A 17,230-nucleotide genomic window follows, 5' to 3' on the forward strand; every position below is an offset into this window, starting at 1 on the left:
GCTCAGCTCCGACGCGCTCGCCGGCGAACGCGTTCGATGCGCTCCTCGGCGGCTTCGGGCGTGGTCATTCCCTTCCGCGCCCGACGCGCGAGGCGGTACACGACGTCGTCGGCCAGTGGCGCGTCGCGGAACTTCCGCCAGCGCTTGGTGAACCAGTGCGACTTCTTGACGCCGAGTCGCTCGTCCGCCTGCTCGGCGGCTTCGAGATCGACGGGACCGGCTGCCGCGTGCGTCACCAAGCGGTCGTGGCGCCGGTCAGCGCGGTTGGGCGTGCGCTTGTTGCGGTGGATGTTCTTGCGTGAGCTCTTGTCGTTCTCGCCGTAGTTGTTGCGCCGGTCCTTCTCGTAGCTCAGGGCCTTCTTCTCCTGCGGGCTCTTGCGCACCACTGCGTCAGACCGCCACGACGTGGTTGGCCCTCGACTGGACCACCAGCCGCTGCGCGCCCAGCGAAACCGCGAGGTACAGCAGGATCGAGGCGCTCCCCAGGCCCTTGGCCGGGCTGTTCGCGTCGATCACGAAGTCCAGTCCGATGTGGACGGCGATGGCGACCACCCACAGGACGACGGTGAGCCACGTGCCCTGGCGCCAGAGCTGGCTGTCGGCGCGCCAGAGGCGCACGGTGTAGGCGCGGACGAGGCCGAAGAGGGCCGCGACGACCAGGCTGCCGATGAGCAGCAGGACGGCGGGCGTGCCCGGGGTGGTGCCCTTGAAGAAGGACGCGAGGGAGACCACGCCGAGCACCGCGAGGATGAGCAGGACGGTCGGTTTGCGGTCTTCGCGCACGAGGCGTTTCTGCGTCTGTCGCCAACACAGCCACGCCAGCACGACGAGTCCGATGAGGATGTTGACGGTGTTGCTCACGGTGGTCCCCTCCAGGCAGAACTCCAGGTGAGCACCAGCTTGGCGGGCGGCGGGCCGGGAAGCGTCAAACCCAGGGTTGATCCCGGGTCGGTTTCACCCCACCGGGGGCGGCGAAAACGGTCAGAGCGACGGTTTCCGCGCCACCCCGCCGATCACGCGCGACTCCGAAGGCGCCTTCGCGAACACGGAGTTGCGGTCCGGGTGCCACGCCGGCGCGTAGACGAGGCCGGGTTCCAGCAGCGGCCACCCGCCGAAGAACCGGGAGAACTCCGCCATGGTCCGCAGGACGCCGGGGTTGGTCGTGGACTCGTAGTACTCCAGGAGGTCGGCCAGCGCCTGGCGTTCGTCGTCGTCCACGGGGTTCTCGTTGGTCATCTGCGAGAGCACCAGCAGCGAACCGGGCGCGACGCGTTCGCGGTAGAAGGACAGGATGCCGTCGGGGTCCTGGTCGTCCTTGATGAAGTGCAGCACCGCGTTCACGATCAGCGCGACGGGCCGGCGCACGTCGATCACGTCGGAGTCCATCACGCGGTCCCACAGCTCTTCCGGCTGCAGCAGGTCGGCGGCCACGGCTTCGTGGCGCTCCGGGTCGGCGGTCTGGTCGAGCAGGATCTGCGAATGCGCGAGCGCCACGGGCTCGTTGTCGATGTAGAGCACGTTCACGTCGTGCTCGCGGCGCTCGTTGTCGGCGACCTCGTGCACGTTGCCGGCCGTCGGCAGGCCCGAGCCGATGTCGATGAACTGCCGGATGCCGGCGCGCACGGACTGGCGCACGGCGCGGCCCAGGAACTGCCGGCTGGTCAGGCAGTAGTCGCCCATGAGCGGCAGCCGCGCGCGCACCTTCTCGGCGAACTCGCGGTCGATGGCGTAGTTCGTGTGACCGCCGATGAAGTAGTCGTAGATCCGCGCCGCGGACGGCCGGTCGATGCTGCCTTCGACAGCGCGCAGGGCTTCGTCTTTTTCGATCATCGCCGTCCTCACCGCCGGAGTTCGCGCCCATGCTAACCACGGCCGGCGGCGCGCGGATCAAGCCGTGGTCAGGGCCTCCCGATAGGCGTTCACGGATTCCGTCAACTGGTCCATCGAAGTGCGCAGCCGCACGATCGTGTCGAGGTCGAAGCCCAGCGCCCGGCCGATGTGCGGCGGGATCCGCTCGGCCTGTTCACGCAACGCCTCGCCTTGGTCGGTGAGCGTGATCCGCACGGACCGCTCGTCGTCGGCCTGGCGCTCACGCGTGACGAGGCCGGCCTTCTCCAGGCGCTTCAACAGCGGCGACAACGTGCCCGAGTCGAGGTTCAGCGCGGCGCCGAGCTCCTTGACCTGCTGGGCGTCGTGCTCCCACAGCGCCAGCATCACGAGGTACTGCGGGTACGTGAGGTCGAGCGGTTCGAGCAGCGTCCGGTAGAGCGACGTGACGGCGCGCGACGCGGAGTAGAGCCCGAAGCAGAGCTGGTCGTCGAGCAGGAGCGAGCCGGTTTCGCCGGGATCCTGGCTGGTCATGGGTACCTCCTCTGCAAGGTGTAACTCTCGATGATCCCCGAGATGTGCCCGTCCGGGCAACTCAAGTGCCTTAGATCTCATTGTCCTCCGTTTAGTTGTGCACAACTGAGTTGCGTAATAACTTCTTAAGAGTCAGCAACGGACACCGCCTGGAGGAGACCCGAGATGACCACCCCGAACCCGCAGAACCTCGCCCTCGAACCCGCCGCGCAGGCGTTCTCCGAGGCCACGGCCGCGCACCCGTTCCTGTTCGAGCTCCCGCCGGCCGAAGGCCGCAAGGCCGTGGACGGCGTGCAGGACGGCCCCGTCGAGATGCCGCCCGCCGACATCGAGGTCGTCCAGGTGCCGGGTGGCCCGAACGGCGACGTCGAGGTCCGCATCGTCAAGCCCCAGGGCGTGACCGGTCCGCTGCCGATCCTCGTGTACGTCCACGGCGCCGGCTGGGTCTTCGGCGGCTTCCACACCCACGAGCGCCTGGTCCGCGAGCTCGCCGCCGGCACCGGCGCGGCCGTGGTCTTCCCCGAGTACAGCCTTTCGCCCGAGGCGCGCTACCCCGTCGCGATCGAGGAGAACTACGCGGTCGCGAAGTGGGCCGTCGAGCACGGTGCCGAGAAGGGGCTCGACACCTCGCGCGTCGCCATCGCCGGCGACTCCGTGGGCGGGAACATGACCGCCGCGCTCACGATCATGGCCAAGCAGCGCGGCGACGTGCGCTTCCTGCAGCAGGTGCTCTTCTACCCGGTCACCGACGCCAGCTTCGACACCGAGTCCTACCGCCTGTTCGCCACGGGCTACTTCCTGCAGCGCGACGCCATGAAGTGGTTCTGGGACCAGTACACGACCGACGAGGCCCAGCGCGCCGAGATCACCGCGTCGCCGCTGCGCGCGTCGCTCGAAGAGCTCGCCGACCTGCCGCCGGCGCTCGTGATCACCGGCGAGGCCGATGTGCTTCGAGACGAGGGCGAGGCGTACGCGGCGAAGCTGCGCCAGGCGGGCGTCGCCGTGACGGCCGCGCGCTACGGCGTCGCCATCCACGACTTCGTGATGGTCAACGCGCTGCGCGAGACCGGGGCCGCCGATGCCGCGATCAAGCAGGCGATCAGCGTCCTGCGTACCGCCTTCGGGGCCTGAAACCGCAGCTGAGACGCCCGGCGGGCTACCCTCTTGATCTTGTGACGGCGCTCACCTGATCACAACGGGGGTGGCCCGCCGAACGTTTCTTGTACAGGGGTTTGTACAGCGGGTTCGATCTTCCGGACACGCGCCGGAGGAGGGGGTCCCGTGCACCTGAGCAGCATCCGGCTGGACTCGCCGGTCGAAGTGATCGTGATCGGCGTGCTGGCCGTGCTCGCGGTCGTGGCCGTCCCGTGGTTCTGGGACCGCTGGCGCAAGCGCAAGCAGCTCGGGCGCAGCGCCACCGTGCTGACGGCCGTGGTGCTGGTCGTGGTGAGCGTTTCGCTCGTGGGCAACCTGATCGGCGGCTTCTTCCCGACGCTCGGCTCGTTGCTCGGCACGGGCGTGTACGCGGCCGAAAGCGTCGATGCCGAGGCAGGCGACAACGGCGCGGACCTCGACAGGATGCGCGACCTCGGCGTGGTCCACGCGCGCGAGGGCAAGGGGACCGTGCTGCACATGAAGGTCACGGGCCGGCGTACCGGGCTGGTGCGCGACGTCGCCGTGTACCTGCCGCCGCAGTACTTCCAGCAGGCGTACCACTCGCTGAAGTTCCCGGCGATCGAGTGGATCCCGAACTACCCGTCGGGCCCCGAGGTCGCCACGAGCGGCTACCACCTGCCCGAACAGCTCGACGCGGCGATCGCCAAGCACGTGCTGCCGCCCACCGTCGTCGTGATCCCCGACCCGACGGGCGTCCCGAAGGTCGGCCACGACACCGAATGCGTCGACGAGGTCGGCGGCACCCCGAACGACACCTACCTCGCTGCCGACGTCCGCGAGTGGGCGATCCAACGGCTCGGTCTCAACCCGGCGCGCGGCGCGTGGACCATCGCGGGCTGGTCCTCGGGCGGCTACTGCGCCATGAACCTCGTGACGCGCCACCCGCAGTGGTTCGCGCAGGCGGTCAGTGTCAGCGGCTACGACCGGGCCCAGGTGGACTCCGAAACCGAAGACCTCTTCCACGGCCGCCACGACATCGACGACGCCAACAACGTCCGCGTGAACGTGCGGCTGCATCCGTCCCCTGTGGACATTCTCGCGATCTCGGGGGACAAGGAGAACTACGAGAGCTTCGCCATCGACCAGATCCGCGCCGCCGCGCAGGCCCCGATTCGCTTCTCCTCGTGGCGCATCCCGGATGCGGGCCACAACATGAACACGTTCAAGTCACAGCTCCCGGATGTCCTGGCGTGGATCGGCGCGCGCATCCCCGCGCCGTCCGCGGCCGGGCGGCAGGTCGACGTCAGCGGCGGTGTGCGGCCGTGGCCGCTGCCGAAGTCGGGGGCGCGCGGCGCGTTGTCCGCGATGGACGAGTGACGGTCACATTCCCAGCAGTGGCAAGAGGTTCTTCACGACGGACGTGATCTGCGCCGACGCGGTGGCGTAGCCGACCGACTGCGGCTGTTCGGTGAGGACGGTGACGAGGTAGCGGTCGTTCTTGCCGACGGTGCCCGAGGTGTGGAGCATGCGGGTCGGGCGGCAGCAGGACCAGCCTTGCTTCACGGCGAAGTTGCCGGCGCCCAGGGCGTCGGGAATGCCGAAGTACTGGCGGAAACCGTCGGCGCCGAACTCGGTGGCGCCGTGCAGGGCGGCGAGGATGATCGTGCGTCGTCGGCGGGGGCCTTGGTGAACAGGTAGCGGTAGATCTTCGTGATGTCGCCGGCCGTGATCTCCGTGTCGCCCCAGCGGCCCGGGCTGGCGGGCGGGTGCGTTCCGGTGAGGCCCATGCGCTGGATTGCGCTTTCGACGATGTTCGTCTCCCCGTTGGCAACCCACAGCGCGCTGGCGGTGTCGTCGTCGCTGCGGGACAGCATTTCCTTGACGACACCGGCCTGCGTGCCGTTCTCCAGAGCGGACACCGCGATCATCAGCTTCACCAGCGACGCCGTCGTGTAAGTACGGTCCGCGTTCACCGAAAGCAGGGTGGTCCCCGCCGTGCGGTCGTAGACCACGACGCTCACGTGCCCGCGCGGGACGAGCGCCTCCAATGCTTGGGCGGTCGTCCCGCCGGACTTGGCGCCACCGGACGACGGAGTGGTTTTGCCGGACGGCGTGGGCGACGGGGAAGACGGGGTATCCGGAGCCACGGAATCGGTCGAGCTCTCCGTGCCGGCCGCCGCGACCGGTGTCGGTCCCAGCGCGGTGACGATGTGGCGCTGCGGCTCCGCCACCACGAGCACCAGCGCGACGAGTGCCCCCAGGCACAGCCCCACGAGGAAGAGGATGTTCACTTTGCGCATGACCGGACTTGTCCGGTCACCCGTTCGGTGTTGCCGAATCGGGGGCCTTTTGTGGCATTGATCTCGAACAAGGCCGAATTCGGTGACGCTCCGGGGGCCTGCGGGCAAGCACCGGCGTTTCACTCCGGGTGAAGACGGGGTACTCCCTCCGCGTGAGTCAGCTCACCACGGGAAGGACTGAAGTCATGGTTCATGCGCACGGAGCCCGGATCCGGGTGGAGGGTCTGCAGCCCGCGCAGGTCCTGGCCGCCCTGGTGGGCATCGCGTTCCTCGTCTACGGCGTCATCGGCTTCGCGCGGACCGGCGTCGGAGCCTTCACCGGGCACCACGACGCGGGCTTCTGGCGGTTCTCCGGCAACCCGATGAACAACCTCGTGCACGTCGTGACCGGCGTGATCGGCGTGCTGCTCGCGTTCGGTTCCGGTCGCGCGCGGACGTTCGGCTGGCTGCTCTTCGTCGGCTACGGCGTGCTGTTCGTGTGGGGCCTGATGATCACCGGGATGGTCGCGGCCAACCCGTTCGCCGTCGCCGGCAACCCGCTGGACCTCACGACGCCGGACAACTGGCTGCACCTCGGCATCGCCGTGCTGGGTCTGGTGATCGCGATGGCGCCGGCGCGGCGCAAGGTGCGGCTGCCGGAAGAGGACGTGGAGCCGATCACGGCGGATCGGGCTCAGACGAGCGTGATCGAGCGGGTCGAGGACGACGACCACACGCCGACGCGGGAGACGACGCGGGAGACCCAGACCCGGGAGATCCCGGCCCGGGACAAGCGCGGCCCAGGTCTGGCGCACTAGTCTCCCGGCGCGCCAACGTTTTCAGGCCGAAGGCCCGGCAACCCCCGCGGTTGCCGGGCCTTCGGTGTTCGGGAACCGCCCCTCCTTCCGCCGCCCGTGGCCGGTTGTCCAAGCGACGCGCTGTCGGGGCGCGGCGCCGGGTCTGGGGTCAGTAGCTGTACGGGTCGCTCGGCGCGGCCGCCGGGGCGCTGGTGGCCGGGGCGCTCGTGGTCGGCTTGGCGGGCGCGGTTCCGGTGCTCGTCGTGGTGCCGGACTTGCAGCCGTTGGGCTCGATCACGAACCAGGTGCCCTTCACGCCCATGCCGTTGGCCTGGCCGGGCGCGGTGTCCTTCGAGTACCGGTACAGCGGCCAGCCGCCGAGCGTGGCCTGCGTGGTGCCGTCGGCGCGCTTGACGCTGCCGAGCAGCTTGGCGTCGATGCCGTCGAGCGCGACGTCGCCGGTGGTCAGCACCGGCGGCCACAGCTTGGCGCAGTCACCGTTGCAAGTGGACTTCGAGGGTTTCTTGCTGTCCTTGGTGAACAGGTAGAGCGTGCGGCCGTCCTGGTCGACCACGGCCGCGCCGACGCCGTCGACCTCGCCGGCGCTGAGCTTCACACCGTCCGAAGTGGACTTGCCGGCTTTGCCGCCGGTCGGCGTGGCCGCGAACCAGGTGCCGTTCACGCCCTGGCCGGTGGCGTCGCCGGGCGTGGTGTCCTTGGCGTAGGTGTAGAGCGGCCAGCCGTTCACGGTCACCTGCTCGGTGCCGTCGGCGCGGGTCACGCTGCCGACGAGGCTCTTGTCGACGCCGTCGAGCTGCACGTCGCCCTTCGACAGCAGCGGCGGCCACGCCTTGGCGCAGTCGTCCACGCACGCGGACTTCGGCGGTTTGGCGGTGTCCTTGTCGAAGCGGTAGAGGGTGTGGCCGTCGGCGTCGGTGAGGACTTTGCCCAGCCCACCGACGTCGGTGGCCGCGAGTTTGACGGCCGTCTCGGTCACGGCCGCGGCGTTGCCGACCTGACCGCCCCCGGTCCCGCCGCCGGGCGCCGGCGCGGGTGGAGCGGTCGTGCCCGAGCAGGCGCTCAGCAGCGTGAGCCCTGCGGCCGCCGAGACGACGATGACGCCCGTGCGGAACCTGCGAAGCATGGAACTTCTCCTTGGGTACGTGGTCGCCGCGCCAGGCGCAGCTGCCGGTACCCCCCGCGTTCCGCGAGGAACGCTTCCCACCCTCCTACACGGGAGGTCGCGCGAAGCGGTTCAGCAGAAGTAGCAACTACTTTCCGTCACCTTCGAGGGCGAGGTCGACCAGTCGCCCGGCCGCGCCCGTGTACTGCGCGGGATCGAGGAGGTCGTCGAGCTTCGCGGGGTCGAGGACGTCGGTGACCTCGGGAACCTCGGCGAGAACCTCCCGCAGCGGCCGGTTCTCGCCGACCGCCCGCTTCGACGCTTCGCCGAGCACGTCCTTCGCCCGCGCCTTGCCGAGCAACGGCGCCAGCGCGGCCGACAGCCGCTCCGACACGATCAGCCCGTGCGTGAGGCCGACGTCCGCCCGCATCCGCTCCGCGTCCACGGTCAAGCCGCGCGCCAGCTCGACGGCCGTGTGCGCGGCCCCGCCCGTGAGGCGCAGGCACTCGCGCAGCAACTGCCACTCGGCCTGCCACACGCCGGCGGACCGCTCGTCCTCGGCCAGCCCGGACTGCGTCACGCCCGCCGCGAGCACCGGTACCTGCAGCGCGGCCGAACGGATCAGGGCCGACAACACGGGGTTGCGCTTGTGCGGCATCGCCGACGAACCGCCGCCAGTGGGTTCGGCGACCTCACTGATCTCGGTGCGCGTGAGCACCTGGACATCGACGGCGAACTTGCCCAGCGCCGTGGCGGTTTGGGCGAGCGCGGCCACGAGATCGGCGACGGGCGTGCGGTTCGCGTGCCAGGGCAACGTCGTGGTGGCCAGGCCGGTCTCCTCGGCGAAGGTCTCGACGAGCCGTTCCGCGTAGTCCGCGGTGCCGTCGCCGTACTCGACGTACGCGGCCAGCGTCCCCGCCGCGCCGCCCAGTGACACGGGCAGCTCGAGGAGGCGCACCCGCTCGGCCGCGTCGAGCACGTACTGCCGCCAGCCCGCGGCCTTGAGCCCGAACGTCGTCGGCACGGCGTGGGCCGTGAGCGTCCGGCCGGGCATCACGGTGTCGCGGTGCGCCCGAGCCAGGTCCGCGAGGGCCGCGGCGGTGGTCGCCAGGTCGTTGCGCAGCAGCTCCAGCGCATCCTTCGCGACGATCATCAACGCCGTGTCGACGATGTCCTGGCTCGTCGACCCGCGGTGCACGTAGTCGGCGTGCTCGGCACCGACCGCCGCCGTGAGCTCCTTGACCAACGCGACAACGGGGTTCGCCGTCGCCCGCGCCGCCTTCGCCAACGCCGGCACGTCGATCTCCCGCGCCACCTCGGCGGCCTTCGCGGTGATCGCCTCCGCCGCCCCGGCCGGCACGGTTCCCAGCCGCGCCTGGGCCCTCGCCAGCGCCGCCTCGGCCGCCAGCATCGCCCTCACCACGGCGTTGTCCCCGGTCACGGCCTCGACCGGTGTTCCGGCCCGCACGGGCGACAACAACCCGGAATCAGGATCGACGCTCATGGCGCCCAGCATCGCACGCAGGCCCCGCCGCCACCGTGCTCCTGTGCGGAGCCTCGCATCGGGTCAGTGGCCCACCGTCCCGTCGAGGGATTCGCGCAGCAGGTCGGCGTGGCCGTTGTGCCGTGCGTACTCCGCGATCTGGTTCACCAGCAACCAGCGCAGCGTGAACGGCTCACCGGTCACCAGCGACGTCCCCTGGTCCTCCAGCGACGAAGCCGCCGCGACGATCTCCCGCGAGCGGGCGCACTCCGCGCGCCACAACGCCATGGCTTCAGTGACGTCGCCGTCGAGGGAGTCGAAGTCCTGGTTGGGGTCGTCGTCGGAGTAGTGGAGCAGGGGCACGTCCTCGCCGGCGAACTGTTGCCTGAACCACCACCGCTCGACGCCCGCGAGGTGCCGCAGAATCCCGTGCAGGGAAAGGCCCGACGGGGACACGGCCTTGGTCGACAGGGCCTCCTGGCCGAGGCCCGCGCACTTCAGCGCGAACGTCTCGCGGTGCCACTCGAGGAACGCGACCAGCGTGTTGCGCTCACTCGCGAGCCGGGGTATCGCCTCTCGCGTGCCTTCGGCCGTGGGCGAGAAGTGCTGGGGAATCTCCATCCGCCCACGGTCTCACCCGGCACCGACAATTCCGGCTCACCGGGCAACGAGCCGCGAAACCGCCGTGGCCAGGGCCGTTCGCTGCGAATCCGGCCACAACGCGGCGTTCCCGGCCTGCGCGATGTTGCCGTACGTCAACGCCAGGATCAGGTCGAGCAGAGTGGCGGCCGGCAACGACGCCGACACCGTCCCCGAAGCCTGCGCCGCCGCGATGCCCGCCACCTTGTCGGCCATCGCGCGCTCGACGGGAGCCAGCGACGGCAGCAGATCCGGCCGTTCGAGGGCCTGCCACAGGTTGAGCCGCACCATCCGCGGATTGGCGCGGTAGAAGTCGAACACCTGGCACGCGTACCCCGGCAGGTCCGCGGCGTCGAACGTCACCGCGGCCTGCGCCTGCAGCACCTTCTCCGTCAGCACGGCCTCGAACAGCCCGTCCTTGCTGCCGAAGTACGCGTAGATCATGCGCTGGTTCGCGCGGGCCCGTTCGGCGATGCGGCCGACGCGCCCGCCCGCGAGCCCGGCCTCGGAGAACTCCTCGATGGCCGCGTCGAGGATGCGGCGGCGGGTGGCGGCGGCGTCGCGGGCCGGAGCCTCAGTCACGGGCGTCCACCGAGCGGCTCAGCTCCTCCCACCGGTCCAGCTCGGCGAGTTTCCGCTGCTCCGCGGGCCGGATGAAGTCCACGGCCTCGCCCGAGAGCGGCAGCCACAACGGCGGGTCGGTCAGCTCGAACACACTCAGGATCATCGCCGCCGCCCGCGCCGGTTCGACGCCCGGGGCCCGCCCCGTGGCGTGGGCCGTGCGCATCGGCGCCAGCACGGAGGCGTACGCGGCGCTCGGCTCGGGCGCGTCCATCGACGAGTACAGCGACGTCGCCATCGACCCCGCCTCCACCACCGTCACGCGGACGCCGAACCCGGCCGTCTCCAGGGCCAGCGCCTCGGAGAACCCCTCCAGCGCGAACTTCGCCGTGACGTACGGCCCGAGCCCCGCCGCCGGCGCCAGCCGCCCGCTCACCGACGAGATCTGCACGACGTGCCCCGCGCCCTGCGCGCGGAACACCGGAAGGGCGGCGCGGCTGACGTGGATCGCACCCCACAGGTTCGTCTCGACCTGGTCGCGGAAGTCGGCGAGCGGGGTGTCCTCGAGGCTGGAGACATTGGCGTACCCGGCGTTGTTGACCACGCCGTCCAGCCGGCCGAACTCGTCCACCGCGACCTGCACGGCGCTCGCGGCGGCCTCGGGATCCCGCACGTCGAGGGCCACCGCGCGGGCAGATTCGGGGTAGGCCGAGACGAGGTCCGCGACTGCGTCGGTTTGGCGTGCTGTGGCCACGACTTGGTGGCCGGCATTGAGGGCGGTGACCGCGAGTGCCCGGCCGAGGCCGCGGGAGGTTCCGGTGATGAGCAGGGTGCGTGGCATGGTCGTCCTTTGGGTAAGTAACTGGATACTTACTAACGTAGCGGAGGTTCCTCCGGATTGCCAGGGATGGGTCTGTCCTCGCAGGGCGTGTTGCGTTGGGCGTGCACCCCGAAGCTGGATTGTGTTGACGGCCGGTGACGCGTTGTCAAGGCGGGAAAGCGTGCCTTGACAACGCGTCGCCGGCCGCAAAGAGGCTTCGGATCGGGGTGCGGGGACGGGGCTGGCTACATGCGCCCCGCGGTGAGTTAGGGCCCGTTGCGTTGGCGGGGTGGTAGTCCGTCGCGTTGGTGGGTGGTTGTTCCTTGCGCCGGTGGGCGGTCGTCCGTCGCGTTGGTGGGTGGTAGTTCCTTGCGTTGATGGGGTGGCGGGCCCTCGCCGTGGGAAGTGCGGCCCGAAGCGGCAGCTCAACGCAAGCTGTCGTGCTCGGCCGGGGGTCAGCTCTGAACGGTCGCCCGGAGTACCTTCCGAAGGATCTTGCCGGCGGCCGACTTCGGGATGGCGTCCACGAATTCCACCTGCCGCACCTTCTTGTACGGGGCCACCCGTTCGGCCACGAACGCCTGCACCGCGGCCGCGTCCAGCTCTGGTGACCGGCGTACGACGAAGGCCTTGGGTACCTCGCCGGCCTCGTCGTCGGGGACGCCGATCACGGCGGCGTCGGCGATGCCCGGGTGTGTCAGCAGCAGGGCCTCCAGTTCGGCGGGCGGGACCTGGAAACCCTTGTACTTGATCAGTTCCTTGAGCCGGTCGACGACGTGGAACACACCACCGTCGTCGACGGTCACGATGTCGCCGGTGTGCAGGTAGCCGTCGCTGTCGATGGTCGCGGCGGTGGCGGCGGGGTTGTTGAGGTAGCCGCGCATGACGTTCGGGCCGCGTACCCACAGCTCGCCGCGTGAAGCGTCTTCGCCGGTCACGGGGTCGACCACGCGGGCCTCGACGCTCGGCATCAGCAGCCCGATCGACCCGCGGTCGACGTCGGGCCGGTCGGCCGGGATGCCGTGGGTGCAGGGGCTGGTCTCGGTGAGGCCGTAGCCCTGCAGGACCGTGACGTTCAGCCGCGCGGCCAGCTCCTGGGCGATGCCGGCGTCGAGCGGCGCGGCGGCGCTCATCACCACGTCGACGCAGCCGAGGTCGTAGTCGGTGACGAACGGGACCTTCGCCAGCGCCAGCGCGATCGGCGGCGCGATGAACAGGTGGTCCACGCGGTGCTCGGCCACGGCGGCGAGGAAGCCCTTGAGGTCGAACCTCGGCATGGTCACCACGGTCGCGCGGTTGAGCAGGCTGATGTTCATGATCCCGTTCATGCCGTAGATGTGGAACAGCGGCAGCACGGCGATCGCGCACTTGCCCGGGCGCAGCTCGGTCAGCGGCTGCATCTGGCTGAGGTTCGCGGCGACGTTCCGGTGCGTCAGCAGCACGCCCTTCGGCAGCCCGGTGGTGCCCGAGGAGTACGGCAGCACGGCGAGGTCGTCGGCGGTCGGTTCGGGCGGCACGGAGGCGGAACTGGTCAGCAGGTCGTCGAGCGACGGCACGCCGTCGGCCGCGTCGAGCACCACGAGCTCTTCGACGCGTACGCCTTCTTCTTTCACGGCGGCGCGCGCGGTGCCGAGCCCGGCGGACGTGGTGAACAGGATCCGCGCGCCCGCGTCGCGCAGCTGGTGCGCCAGCTCGGCGGGGGTGTTGAGCGGGTTGGCGGGCGACACCGCGGCGCCCGAGCGCAGCACGCCGTGGAACACCACGGGGTACTGGGCGCAGTTCGGCGCGGCGAGCACGGCGACGTCGCCCCGGCCGATGCCGCGTTCGGCCAGCGCGGCGGCGAGGCGTTCGACGCCCGTGGCGAGTTCGCCGTAGGTCAGCCGCTTGCCTGAGCCGGCGTCGATGACCGCGGGGTACGCGGCTTCCTCGGGAGTGAGCGAACCCAGCAGCAGACCGGGCAGGGATCCCTCGGGGATGACGACGTCGGGGTAGGTGCTGCGAATGACCATCGCTCCTCCTGGGCAGGCCGGGGGTTCAGCGCACGGGCTTGGGTTCCTTGGGCAGCCCGAGCAGCAGGTCGCCGACGATGCCGCGCTGGATCTGCGAAGAGCCGGCGTAGATCGTCCCGGCGCGGGAGTTGAGGTAGACGCTGGTCCACGACGCGGTCGAGTTCGGCGCGCCGGGATCGTCGGTGTGGTACCAGTTCGGCGACGGCCGCCCCGACGGCGTCAGCGCGTCGAGACCCAGCACGTCGAGCGCGAGCTCCGTGACCACCCGATGGTACTCGCTCCACAACAGCTTGAAGGCCGCCGCGCGCGGCCCGGGCTCCTCGCCGTCGATCAACTGCGCGGCCGTGCGGAGGCCGTGGCAACGCAGCTGTTCCACCTGCACGTGGCACCACGCGACGCGGCGGCGGATGTCCGGATCGGTGTCCAGCCCTCGCTCGCGGACCAGGTCGACCAGCCGGTCGAGCTCGGCGCGGAAGCGGATCGGGGCGTGCAGCGCGGTTTCGCCGCGCTCGAAGCCGAGCAGGGTCATCGCGACGGTCCAGCCGCGGTCGACGTCGCCCACCACGAGGTCGCGGTCGGTGGTGGCGTCGGTGAAAAAGACCTCGTTGAAGTCGGTGCCGCCGGTGATGTTGCGAATCGGCCGGATTTCCACCCCGGGCTGGTCGAGGGGGACCAGCAACATGCTGATCCCCTTGTGCGGCGCCGCTTCCCGGTTGGTGCGGGCCAGCACGAACATCCAGTTGGCCACGTGCGCGCCCGAGGACCACAGCTTCTGGCCGTTGAGCCGCCAGCGGTCGCCGTCGGGCTCGGCGCGCAGGGCGAGCGACGCGAGGTCGGACCCGGCGCCGGGCTCGGAGAAGCCCTGGGCGAACACGTATTCGCCGGAGACGATGCGCGGCAGGAATCGCTGGAGCAGCGCGGGTTTCGCCCAGTGGAGCATGGTGTTGCCGAGCATGCCGATGCCGAACGCGTCGTTGTCGGAGCCGAACGGGATCCCGGCGGTGGACAGTTCTTCCACCAGCACCACGAGTTCGGCCGGGCTGAGGCCGGCACCGCCGTATTCGACGGGCCACGCGGGCGCGACCCAGCCGCGTTCGGCCAGCGCCGCGCGGGCCCGGGTGCGGAACTCGGCGTAGGCGTCGCCTTCGAGGCCGCCGATGCCACGCCAGCCGGGCGGCACGAGGGCGGCGACGAACTCGCGGACCTGCTCGCGGAAACTTCCCACGCGGCCTCCTGCCTGGGTGACAACTCTGTCCTGACCTCAACAGTTGCGTAGATAGACCCGATAGTCAATGCTTCGATACGGGCCTGGTTCTTCGAGGAGGCGTGATGGGTTACGCGACGACGGACGAACAGCGCGAGCTCGCCGCGTCGGTGCGGCGGATGCTCGCCGACGCCGCGCGCACGGCGCCGCTGCCGCCCGCGTGGGAAGCCGTGGGCGCGGGTCTCGACGGGGCCCTGTGGAAGACGTTCGCCGACGCCGGTCTGCTCGGGTTGGGCGTGCCCGAGGAGCGCGGCGGGTCCGGTGGTGGTTTACGTGAACTGTGTGTCGTGGCCGAGGAAGTCGGGGCCGCGTTGCCACGGATCCCGTTCGCCGCGGCGGTTTCCGCGGTGGCCGTCCTGAGTTCTGTGCACAGTGTGGACAACATTGTGGATGGTTCGGTCTTGGCGGTGTCGGCGTGGGAGACGTTCCCCGTGTTTCCCGGGCACCGTTCGCCGTTGCGACTGAGCGGGTCCACTGTGGACGGCGTGCTGCGCGTGGTGCCGTTCGGCCTCGACGCGGACGTGCTCGTGGCGGCCGTCGAGGGCCGGTTCGTGCGGATCGACCTGACGTCGGCCGGGGTGCGGCGGGAGTCGGTGGGGGCGTTCGACGTGATCGAGCCGGCCGCGGCGGTTTCGCTGTCTTCGGTGCCGGCCCTCGAGCTGCCCGGGGCCGACGTGTCGGCGCGGGTGCTCACGGTGCTCGCGGCGGAGCTGGTCGGCACGGGGCGGCGGGCGCTCGACGGAGCGGTGGAGTACGCGAAGCAACGGCAGCAGTTCGGGCGGCCGATCGGGTCGTTCCAGGCGCTCAAGCACCTGCTCGCCGACCGGTTCGTGCAGCTCGACGCCGCGCGGCTGCTGGTCGAGTGGGCTGCCTCCACCGTGGATTCCGGCGTCGACGGCCTGGCCGCGGCGCGCACGGCCGTGGCCGCCGCGAGCGACGCCGCCGACGCCGCGACCCGTGACGCCCTGCAGGCCCACGGTGGGATCGGCTTCACCTGGGAGCACCCGTCGCACGTGCACCTCAAGCACGCCCGCGCGCGGCGCCAGCTGCTGGGCTCCACGGCGCGCCAGCTCGACGCGGTGGCGGAGCACGTGTTCGCCTGAAACCTGGGTGCCTCCTTGATCCGGTTCGGGTAGGTTTCCGACCCGGAAAGAGGGGGAAAAATTCATGCGGGTTGTCGTGATCGGTGCTGCGTTGCTCGTGGCGTTGGCGGCATGCAGTTCCGGGCCGCAGGCGAGTGCGCCGGCGGGGCCTGAGGCGCTGGGACCCGACGGCTTGCGCGGCCTCGCGCCGGGCGTCGCCAAGGCGGCCACGGGCACCACGCTCGCGGCCGAGCCGATGTCGGGCTTCGACGGCTGCAAGGCGTACACGTTCGCGGGCGGGCCGGCGCCCGAGCCGGGCGCACTCGAGGCCGAGCAGCAGGCCGTGGCCAAGGCCGACGACCTGAACCGGAAGGCCCGGGACGCCGACGCGCACGTGCTGGATCCGGGGCTGCGCGGTTCGGCGGCCGACTACGCGAAGTCGGCCGCTCAGTCGGCCGCGGCCGCCAAGCTGAGCGCGCAAGCGGCGGCGGCCACCGTCGTCGTCACCGAGCTGCGCGAGGAACGCGCGGCCGAGCTCGCGGCGGGTGGCGGGGCGGTGTTCGCCGGGGACAAGGTGCGCTCGGTGGTGGCTCCGCCGCAGGTCAAGACGCCGGAGGGAGCCGGGGCGGGCACGCCGCTGGCCGATCTGCACCGGCTCTACGACGCCAAGGGACTCAAGCCGACGCCCGAAGGTCACTTCGCGGTGGCCGTGCCGGGTCACCCGACGTGGACGTACGACTTCACCGCCGTCGGTACGAAGGTCACGTACGTCGCGTTGCTGGACGCCTCCGTGAAGTGCCGCTGACGGTCAGTTCTCCGGGTACGAGGGGACACTCGCGACCGGCTGTCGTCGACCGGGTGGCACCGCGCGTGGTCTGATCGGCTTCAGGAGTCCTTGCTGAAGGAGAGCGCGTGACGAGGTTTGAGTTTCCCGGGTCTCAGGGCACGTCGCTCGCGGCGCGGCTGGAGCTGCCGGAGGGCAAGCCCAGGGCGTACGCGCTCTTCGCGCACTGCTTCACGTGCAACAAGGACGTGCTCGCGGCGACGCGGGTCGCGCGGGGGCTCACGGCGTTCGGCGTGGCCGTGCTGCGGTTCGACTTCACCGGGCTCGGCGGGTCGGAGGGCGAGTTCGCCAACACGGACTTCAGCTCGAACGTCGGCGACCTGGTCGCGGCCGCGAACCACCTGCGCGACGAGTACGAGGCGCCGCAGCTGCTGGTCGGGCACTCGCTGGGCGGGGCGGCCGTCCTGGCGGCGCGGCACGCGGTGCCGGAGGTGCGGGCCGTGGCGACGATCGCCGCCCCCGCGGATCCGCAGCACGTGGCGAAGCTGCTGGGCGACTGCCGTGACGAGATCGAGCGCCACGGCGAGGCCGAGGTGGTGCTGGCGGGGCGGCCGTTCCGCATCCGCAGGCAGTTCCTGGAGGACATCGCCGCGCAGCCGCAGGCCGAGCGGATCCGCGGGCTCAAGGCGGCGCTGCTCGTGATGCATTCTCCGGTCGACGCCGAGGTGGGTGTGGAGAACGCCCGCCTCATCTTCGACACCGCCCGCCACCCGAAGTCGTTCGTCGCGCTCGACGGGGCCGACCACCTGCTCACCGGCCGCGCGGACGCCGCGTTCGCCGCGGACATCCTCGCCACCTGGGCCAAGCGCTACCTGGTCTGACCCACGCCCCCAATGTGGCGTTCGGTGCGTT

At 70.8% G+C, this 17,230-nt stretch carries 19 protein-coding genes; 6 read left to right on the forward strand and 13 right to left on the reverse strand.

What is annotated here, in order from left to right; translation table 11 throughout:
- Positions 1–2: 2 nt before the first annotated feature.
- The 4 genes from AB0878_RS07555 to AB0878_RS07570 all read right to left on the reverse strand — a co-directional run bounded on the left by AB0878_RS07555 (position 3) and on the right by AB0878_RS07570 (position 2,361).
- Positions 3–386 carry a hypothetical protein gene (locus AB0878_RS07555; RefSeq protein WP_366577493.1) on the reverse strand — a complete coding sequence of 128 codons (384 nt, stop codon included), beginning with the start codon at positions 384–386 and terminating at the stop codon, positions 3–5.
- 4 nt (positions 387–390) lie between these two features.
- Positions 391–861, reverse strand: a complete 471-nt coding sequence (locus tag AB0878_RS07560; RefSeq protein ID WP_366577495.1) for a hypothetical protein — start codon at positions 859–861, stop codon at positions 391–393.
- Positions 862–981: 120 nt separating this feature from the next.
- Positions 982–1,830, reverse strand: coding sequence for an SAM-dependent methyltransferase (locus AB0878_RS07565; protein ID WP_366577497.1), 849 nt, complete (start codon positions 1,828–1,830; stop codon positions 982–984).
- 57 nt (positions 1,831–1,887) lie between these two features.
- Positions 1,888–2,361: a MarR family transcriptional regulator gene (locus AB0878_RS07570; protein ID WP_366577498.1), complete on the reverse strand. Its 474-nt coding sequence runs from the start codon at positions 2,359–2,361 to the stop codon at positions 1,888–1,890.
- A 165-nt stretch (positions 2,362–2,526) separates the two neighbouring features.
- Between AB0878_RS07570 and AB0878_RS07575 the strand changes: the two genes are divergently transcribed.
- Both AB0878_RS07575 and AB0878_RS07580 read left to right on the forward strand, forming a co-directional pair.
- Positions 2,527–3,492 (forward strand): alpha/beta hydrolase, encoded by a 966-nt coding sequence (locus AB0878_RS07575; protein ID WP_366577500.1) that lies wholly within the window; start codon positions 2,527–2,529, stop codon positions 3,490–3,492.
- Between the two features lie 150 nt (positions 3,493–3,642).
- Complete coding sequence (locus AB0878_RS07580) at positions 3,643–4,854, forward strand: alpha/beta hydrolase-fold protein (protein ID WP_366577502.1); 1,212 nt, start codon at positions 3,643–3,645, stop codon at positions 4,852–4,854.
- Between the two features lie 3 nt (positions 4,855–4,857).
- Here the strand turns inward: AB0878_RS07580 and AB0878_RS07585 are convergent, their stop codons facing one another.
- Both AB0878_RS07585 and AB0878_RS07590 read right to left on the reverse strand, forming a co-directional pair.
- A complete protein-coding gene (locus tag AB0878_RS07585) occupies positions 4,858–5,004 on the reverse strand; it encodes a hypothetical protein (protein ID WP_366577504.1) in 147 nt (48 codons plus the stop codon).
- Positions 5,005–5,036: 32 nt separating this feature from the next.
- On the reverse strand, positions 5,037–5,777 hold the full coding sequence (locus tag AB0878_RS07590; RefSeq protein ID WP_366577506.1) for a hypothetical protein: 741 nt from the start codon (positions 5,775–5,777) through the stop codon (positions 5,037–5,039).
- A gap of 185 nt (positions 5,778–5,962) precedes the next feature.
- Here AB0878_RS07590 and AB0878_RS07595 point away from each other — a divergent pair, with 185 nt between their 5' ends.
- Complete coding sequence (locus tag AB0878_RS07595; RefSeq protein WP_366577508.1) at positions 5,963–6,574, forward strand: DUF4383 domain-containing protein; 612 nt, start codon at positions 5,963–5,965, stop codon at positions 6,572–6,574.
- Positions 6,575–6,722: 148 nt separating this feature from the next.
- Here AB0878_RS07595 and AB0878_RS07600 read toward each other — a convergent pair whose 3' ends face one another.
- The 7 genes from AB0878_RS07600 to AB0878_RS07630 all read right to left on the reverse strand — a co-directional run bounded on the left by AB0878_RS07600 (position 6,723) and on the right by AB0878_RS07630 (position 14,413).
- Positions 6,723–7,697 carry an SCO0930 family lipoprotein gene (locus tag AB0878_RS07600; RefSeq protein ID WP_366577510.1) on the reverse strand — a complete coding sequence of 325 codons (975 nt, stop codon included), beginning with the start codon at positions 7,695–7,697 and terminating at the stop codon, positions 6,723–6,725.
- Between the two features lie 127 nt (positions 7,698–7,824).
- On the reverse strand, positions 7,825–9,180 hold the full coding sequence (gene pcaB, locus AB0878_RS07605; RefSeq protein WP_366577512.1) for a 3-carboxy-cis,cis-muconate cycloisomerase: 1,356 nt from the start codon (positions 9,178–9,180) through the stop codon (positions 7,825–7,827).
- A gap of 63 nt (positions 9,181–9,243) precedes the next feature.
- On the reverse strand, positions 9,244–9,780 hold the full coding sequence (locus AB0878_RS07610; protein WP_366577514.1) for a DinB family protein: 537 nt from the start codon (positions 9,778–9,780) through the stop codon (positions 9,244–9,246).
- 36 nt (positions 9,781–9,816) lie between these two features.
- The gene (locus tag AB0878_RS07615; RefSeq protein ID WP_366577516.1) at positions 9,817–10,380 is read right to left on the reverse strand and encodes a TetR family transcriptional regulator; all 564 of its coding nucleotides are present in this window, start codon (positions 10,378–10,380) and stop codon (positions 9,817–9,819) included.
- The gene (locus tag AB0878_RS07620; RefSeq protein WP_366577518.1) at positions 10,373–11,200 is read right to left on the reverse strand and encodes an SDR family NAD(P)-dependent oxidoreductase; all 828 of its coding nucleotides are present in this window, start codon (positions 11,198–11,200) and stop codon (positions 10,373–10,375) included. Before AB0878_RS07620 ends, AB0878_RS07615 begins: the two co-directional genes overlap by 8 nt.
- Before the next feature lie 434 nt (positions 11,201–11,634).
- Positions 11,635–13,188: an AMP-binding protein gene (locus AB0878_RS07625; RefSeq protein WP_366577520.1), complete on the reverse strand. Its 1,554-nt coding sequence runs from the start codon at positions 13,186–13,188 to the stop codon at positions 11,635–11,637.
- A gap of 25 nt (positions 13,189–13,213) precedes the next feature.
- On the reverse strand, positions 13,214–14,413 hold the full coding sequence (locus AB0878_RS07630; RefSeq protein WP_366577522.1) for an acyl-CoA dehydrogenase family protein: 1,200 nt from the start codon (positions 14,411–14,413) through the stop codon (positions 13,214–13,216).
- Positions 14,414–14,517: 104 nt separating this feature from the next.
- Between AB0878_RS07630 and AB0878_RS07635 the strand changes: the two genes are divergently transcribed.
- The 3 genes from AB0878_RS07635 to AB0878_RS07645 all read left to right on the forward strand — a co-directional run bounded on the left by AB0878_RS07635 (position 14,518) and on the right by AB0878_RS07645 (position 17,199).
- A complete protein-coding gene (locus AB0878_RS07635) occupies positions 14,518–15,555 on the forward strand; it encodes an acyl-CoA dehydrogenase family protein (RefSeq protein ID WP_366577524.1) in 1,038 nt (345 codons plus the stop codon).
- A 64-nt stretch (positions 15,556–15,619) separates the two neighbouring features.
- Complete coding sequence (locus AB0878_RS07640; RefSeq protein WP_366577526.1) at positions 15,620–16,339, forward strand: hypothetical protein; 720 nt, start codon at positions 15,620–15,622, stop codon at positions 16,337–16,339.
- Positions 16,340–16,446: 107 nt separating this feature from the next.
- Positions 16,447–17,199 (forward strand): alpha/beta hydrolase, encoded by a 753-nt coding sequence (locus tag AB0878_RS07645; protein WP_366577527.1) that lies wholly within the window; start codon positions 16,447–16,449, stop codon positions 17,197–17,199.
- The last annotated feature ends 31 nt before the right edge of the window (positions 17,200–17,230 follow it).

The organism is Amycolatopsis sp. NPDC047767 (assembly GCF_040704195.1).
Taxonomy (GTDB): Bacteria; Actinomycetota; Actinomycetes; order Mycobacteriales; family Pseudonocardiaceae; genus Amycolatopsis.

Excerpts from the sequence above, each read along its gene's own strand:
- AB0878_RS07595 (WP_366577508.1), top strand. The coding sequence starts at position 5,963 with ATGGTTCATGCGCACGGAGCCCGGATCCGGGTGGAGGGTCTGCAGCCC.
- AB0878_RS07620 (WP_366577518.1), bottom strand. The coding sequence starts at position 11,200 with ATGCCACGCACCCTGCTCATCACCGGAACCTCCCGCGGCCTCGGCCGG.
- AB0878_RS07600 (WP_366577510.1), bottom strand. The coding sequence starts at position 7,697 with ATGCTTCGCAGGTTCCGCACGGGCGTCATCGTCGTCTCGGCGGCCGCA.
- AB0878_RS07625 (WP_366577520.1), bottom strand. The coding sequence starts at position 13,188 with ATGGTCATTCGCAGCACCTACCCCGACGTCGTCATCCCCGAGGGATCC.
- AB0878_RS07570 (WP_366577498.1), bottom strand. The coding sequence starts at position 2,361 with ATGACCAGCCAGGATCCCGGCGAAACCGGCTCGCTCCTGCTCGACGAC.
- AB0878_RS07575 (WP_366577500.1), top strand. The coding sequence starts at position 2,527 with ATGACCACCCCGAACCCGCAGAACCTCGCCCTCGAACCCGCCGCGCAG.
- AB0878_RS07585 (WP_366577504.1), bottom strand. The coding sequence starts at position 5,004 with ATGCTCCACACCTCGGGCACCGTCGGCAAGAACGACCGCTACCTCGTC.
- AB0878_RS07640 (WP_366577526.1), top strand. The coding sequence starts at position 15,620 with ATGCGGGTTGTCGTGATCGGTGCTGCGTTGCTCGTGGCGTTGGCGGCA.
- pcaB (WP_366577512.1), bottom strand. The coding sequence starts at position 9,180 with ATGAGCGTCGATCCTGATTCCGGGTTGTTGTCGCCCGTGCGGGCCGGA.
- AB0878_RS07610 (WP_366577514.1), bottom strand. The coding sequence starts at position 9,780 with ATGGAGATTCCCCAGCACTTCTCGCCCACGGCCGAAGGCACGCGAGAG.
- AB0878_RS07565 (WP_366577497.1), bottom strand. The coding sequence starts at position 1,830 with ATGATCGAAAAAGACGAAGCCCTGCGCGCTGTCGAAGGCAGCATCGAC.
- AB0878_RS07635 (WP_366577524.1), top strand. The coding sequence starts at position 14,518 with ATGGGTTACGCGACGACGGACGAACAGCGCGAGCTCGCCGCGTCGGTG.
- AB0878_RS07590 (WP_366577506.1), bottom strand. The coding sequence starts at position 5,777 with ATGCGCAAAGTGAACATCCTCTTCCTCGTGGGGCTGTGCCTGGGGGCA.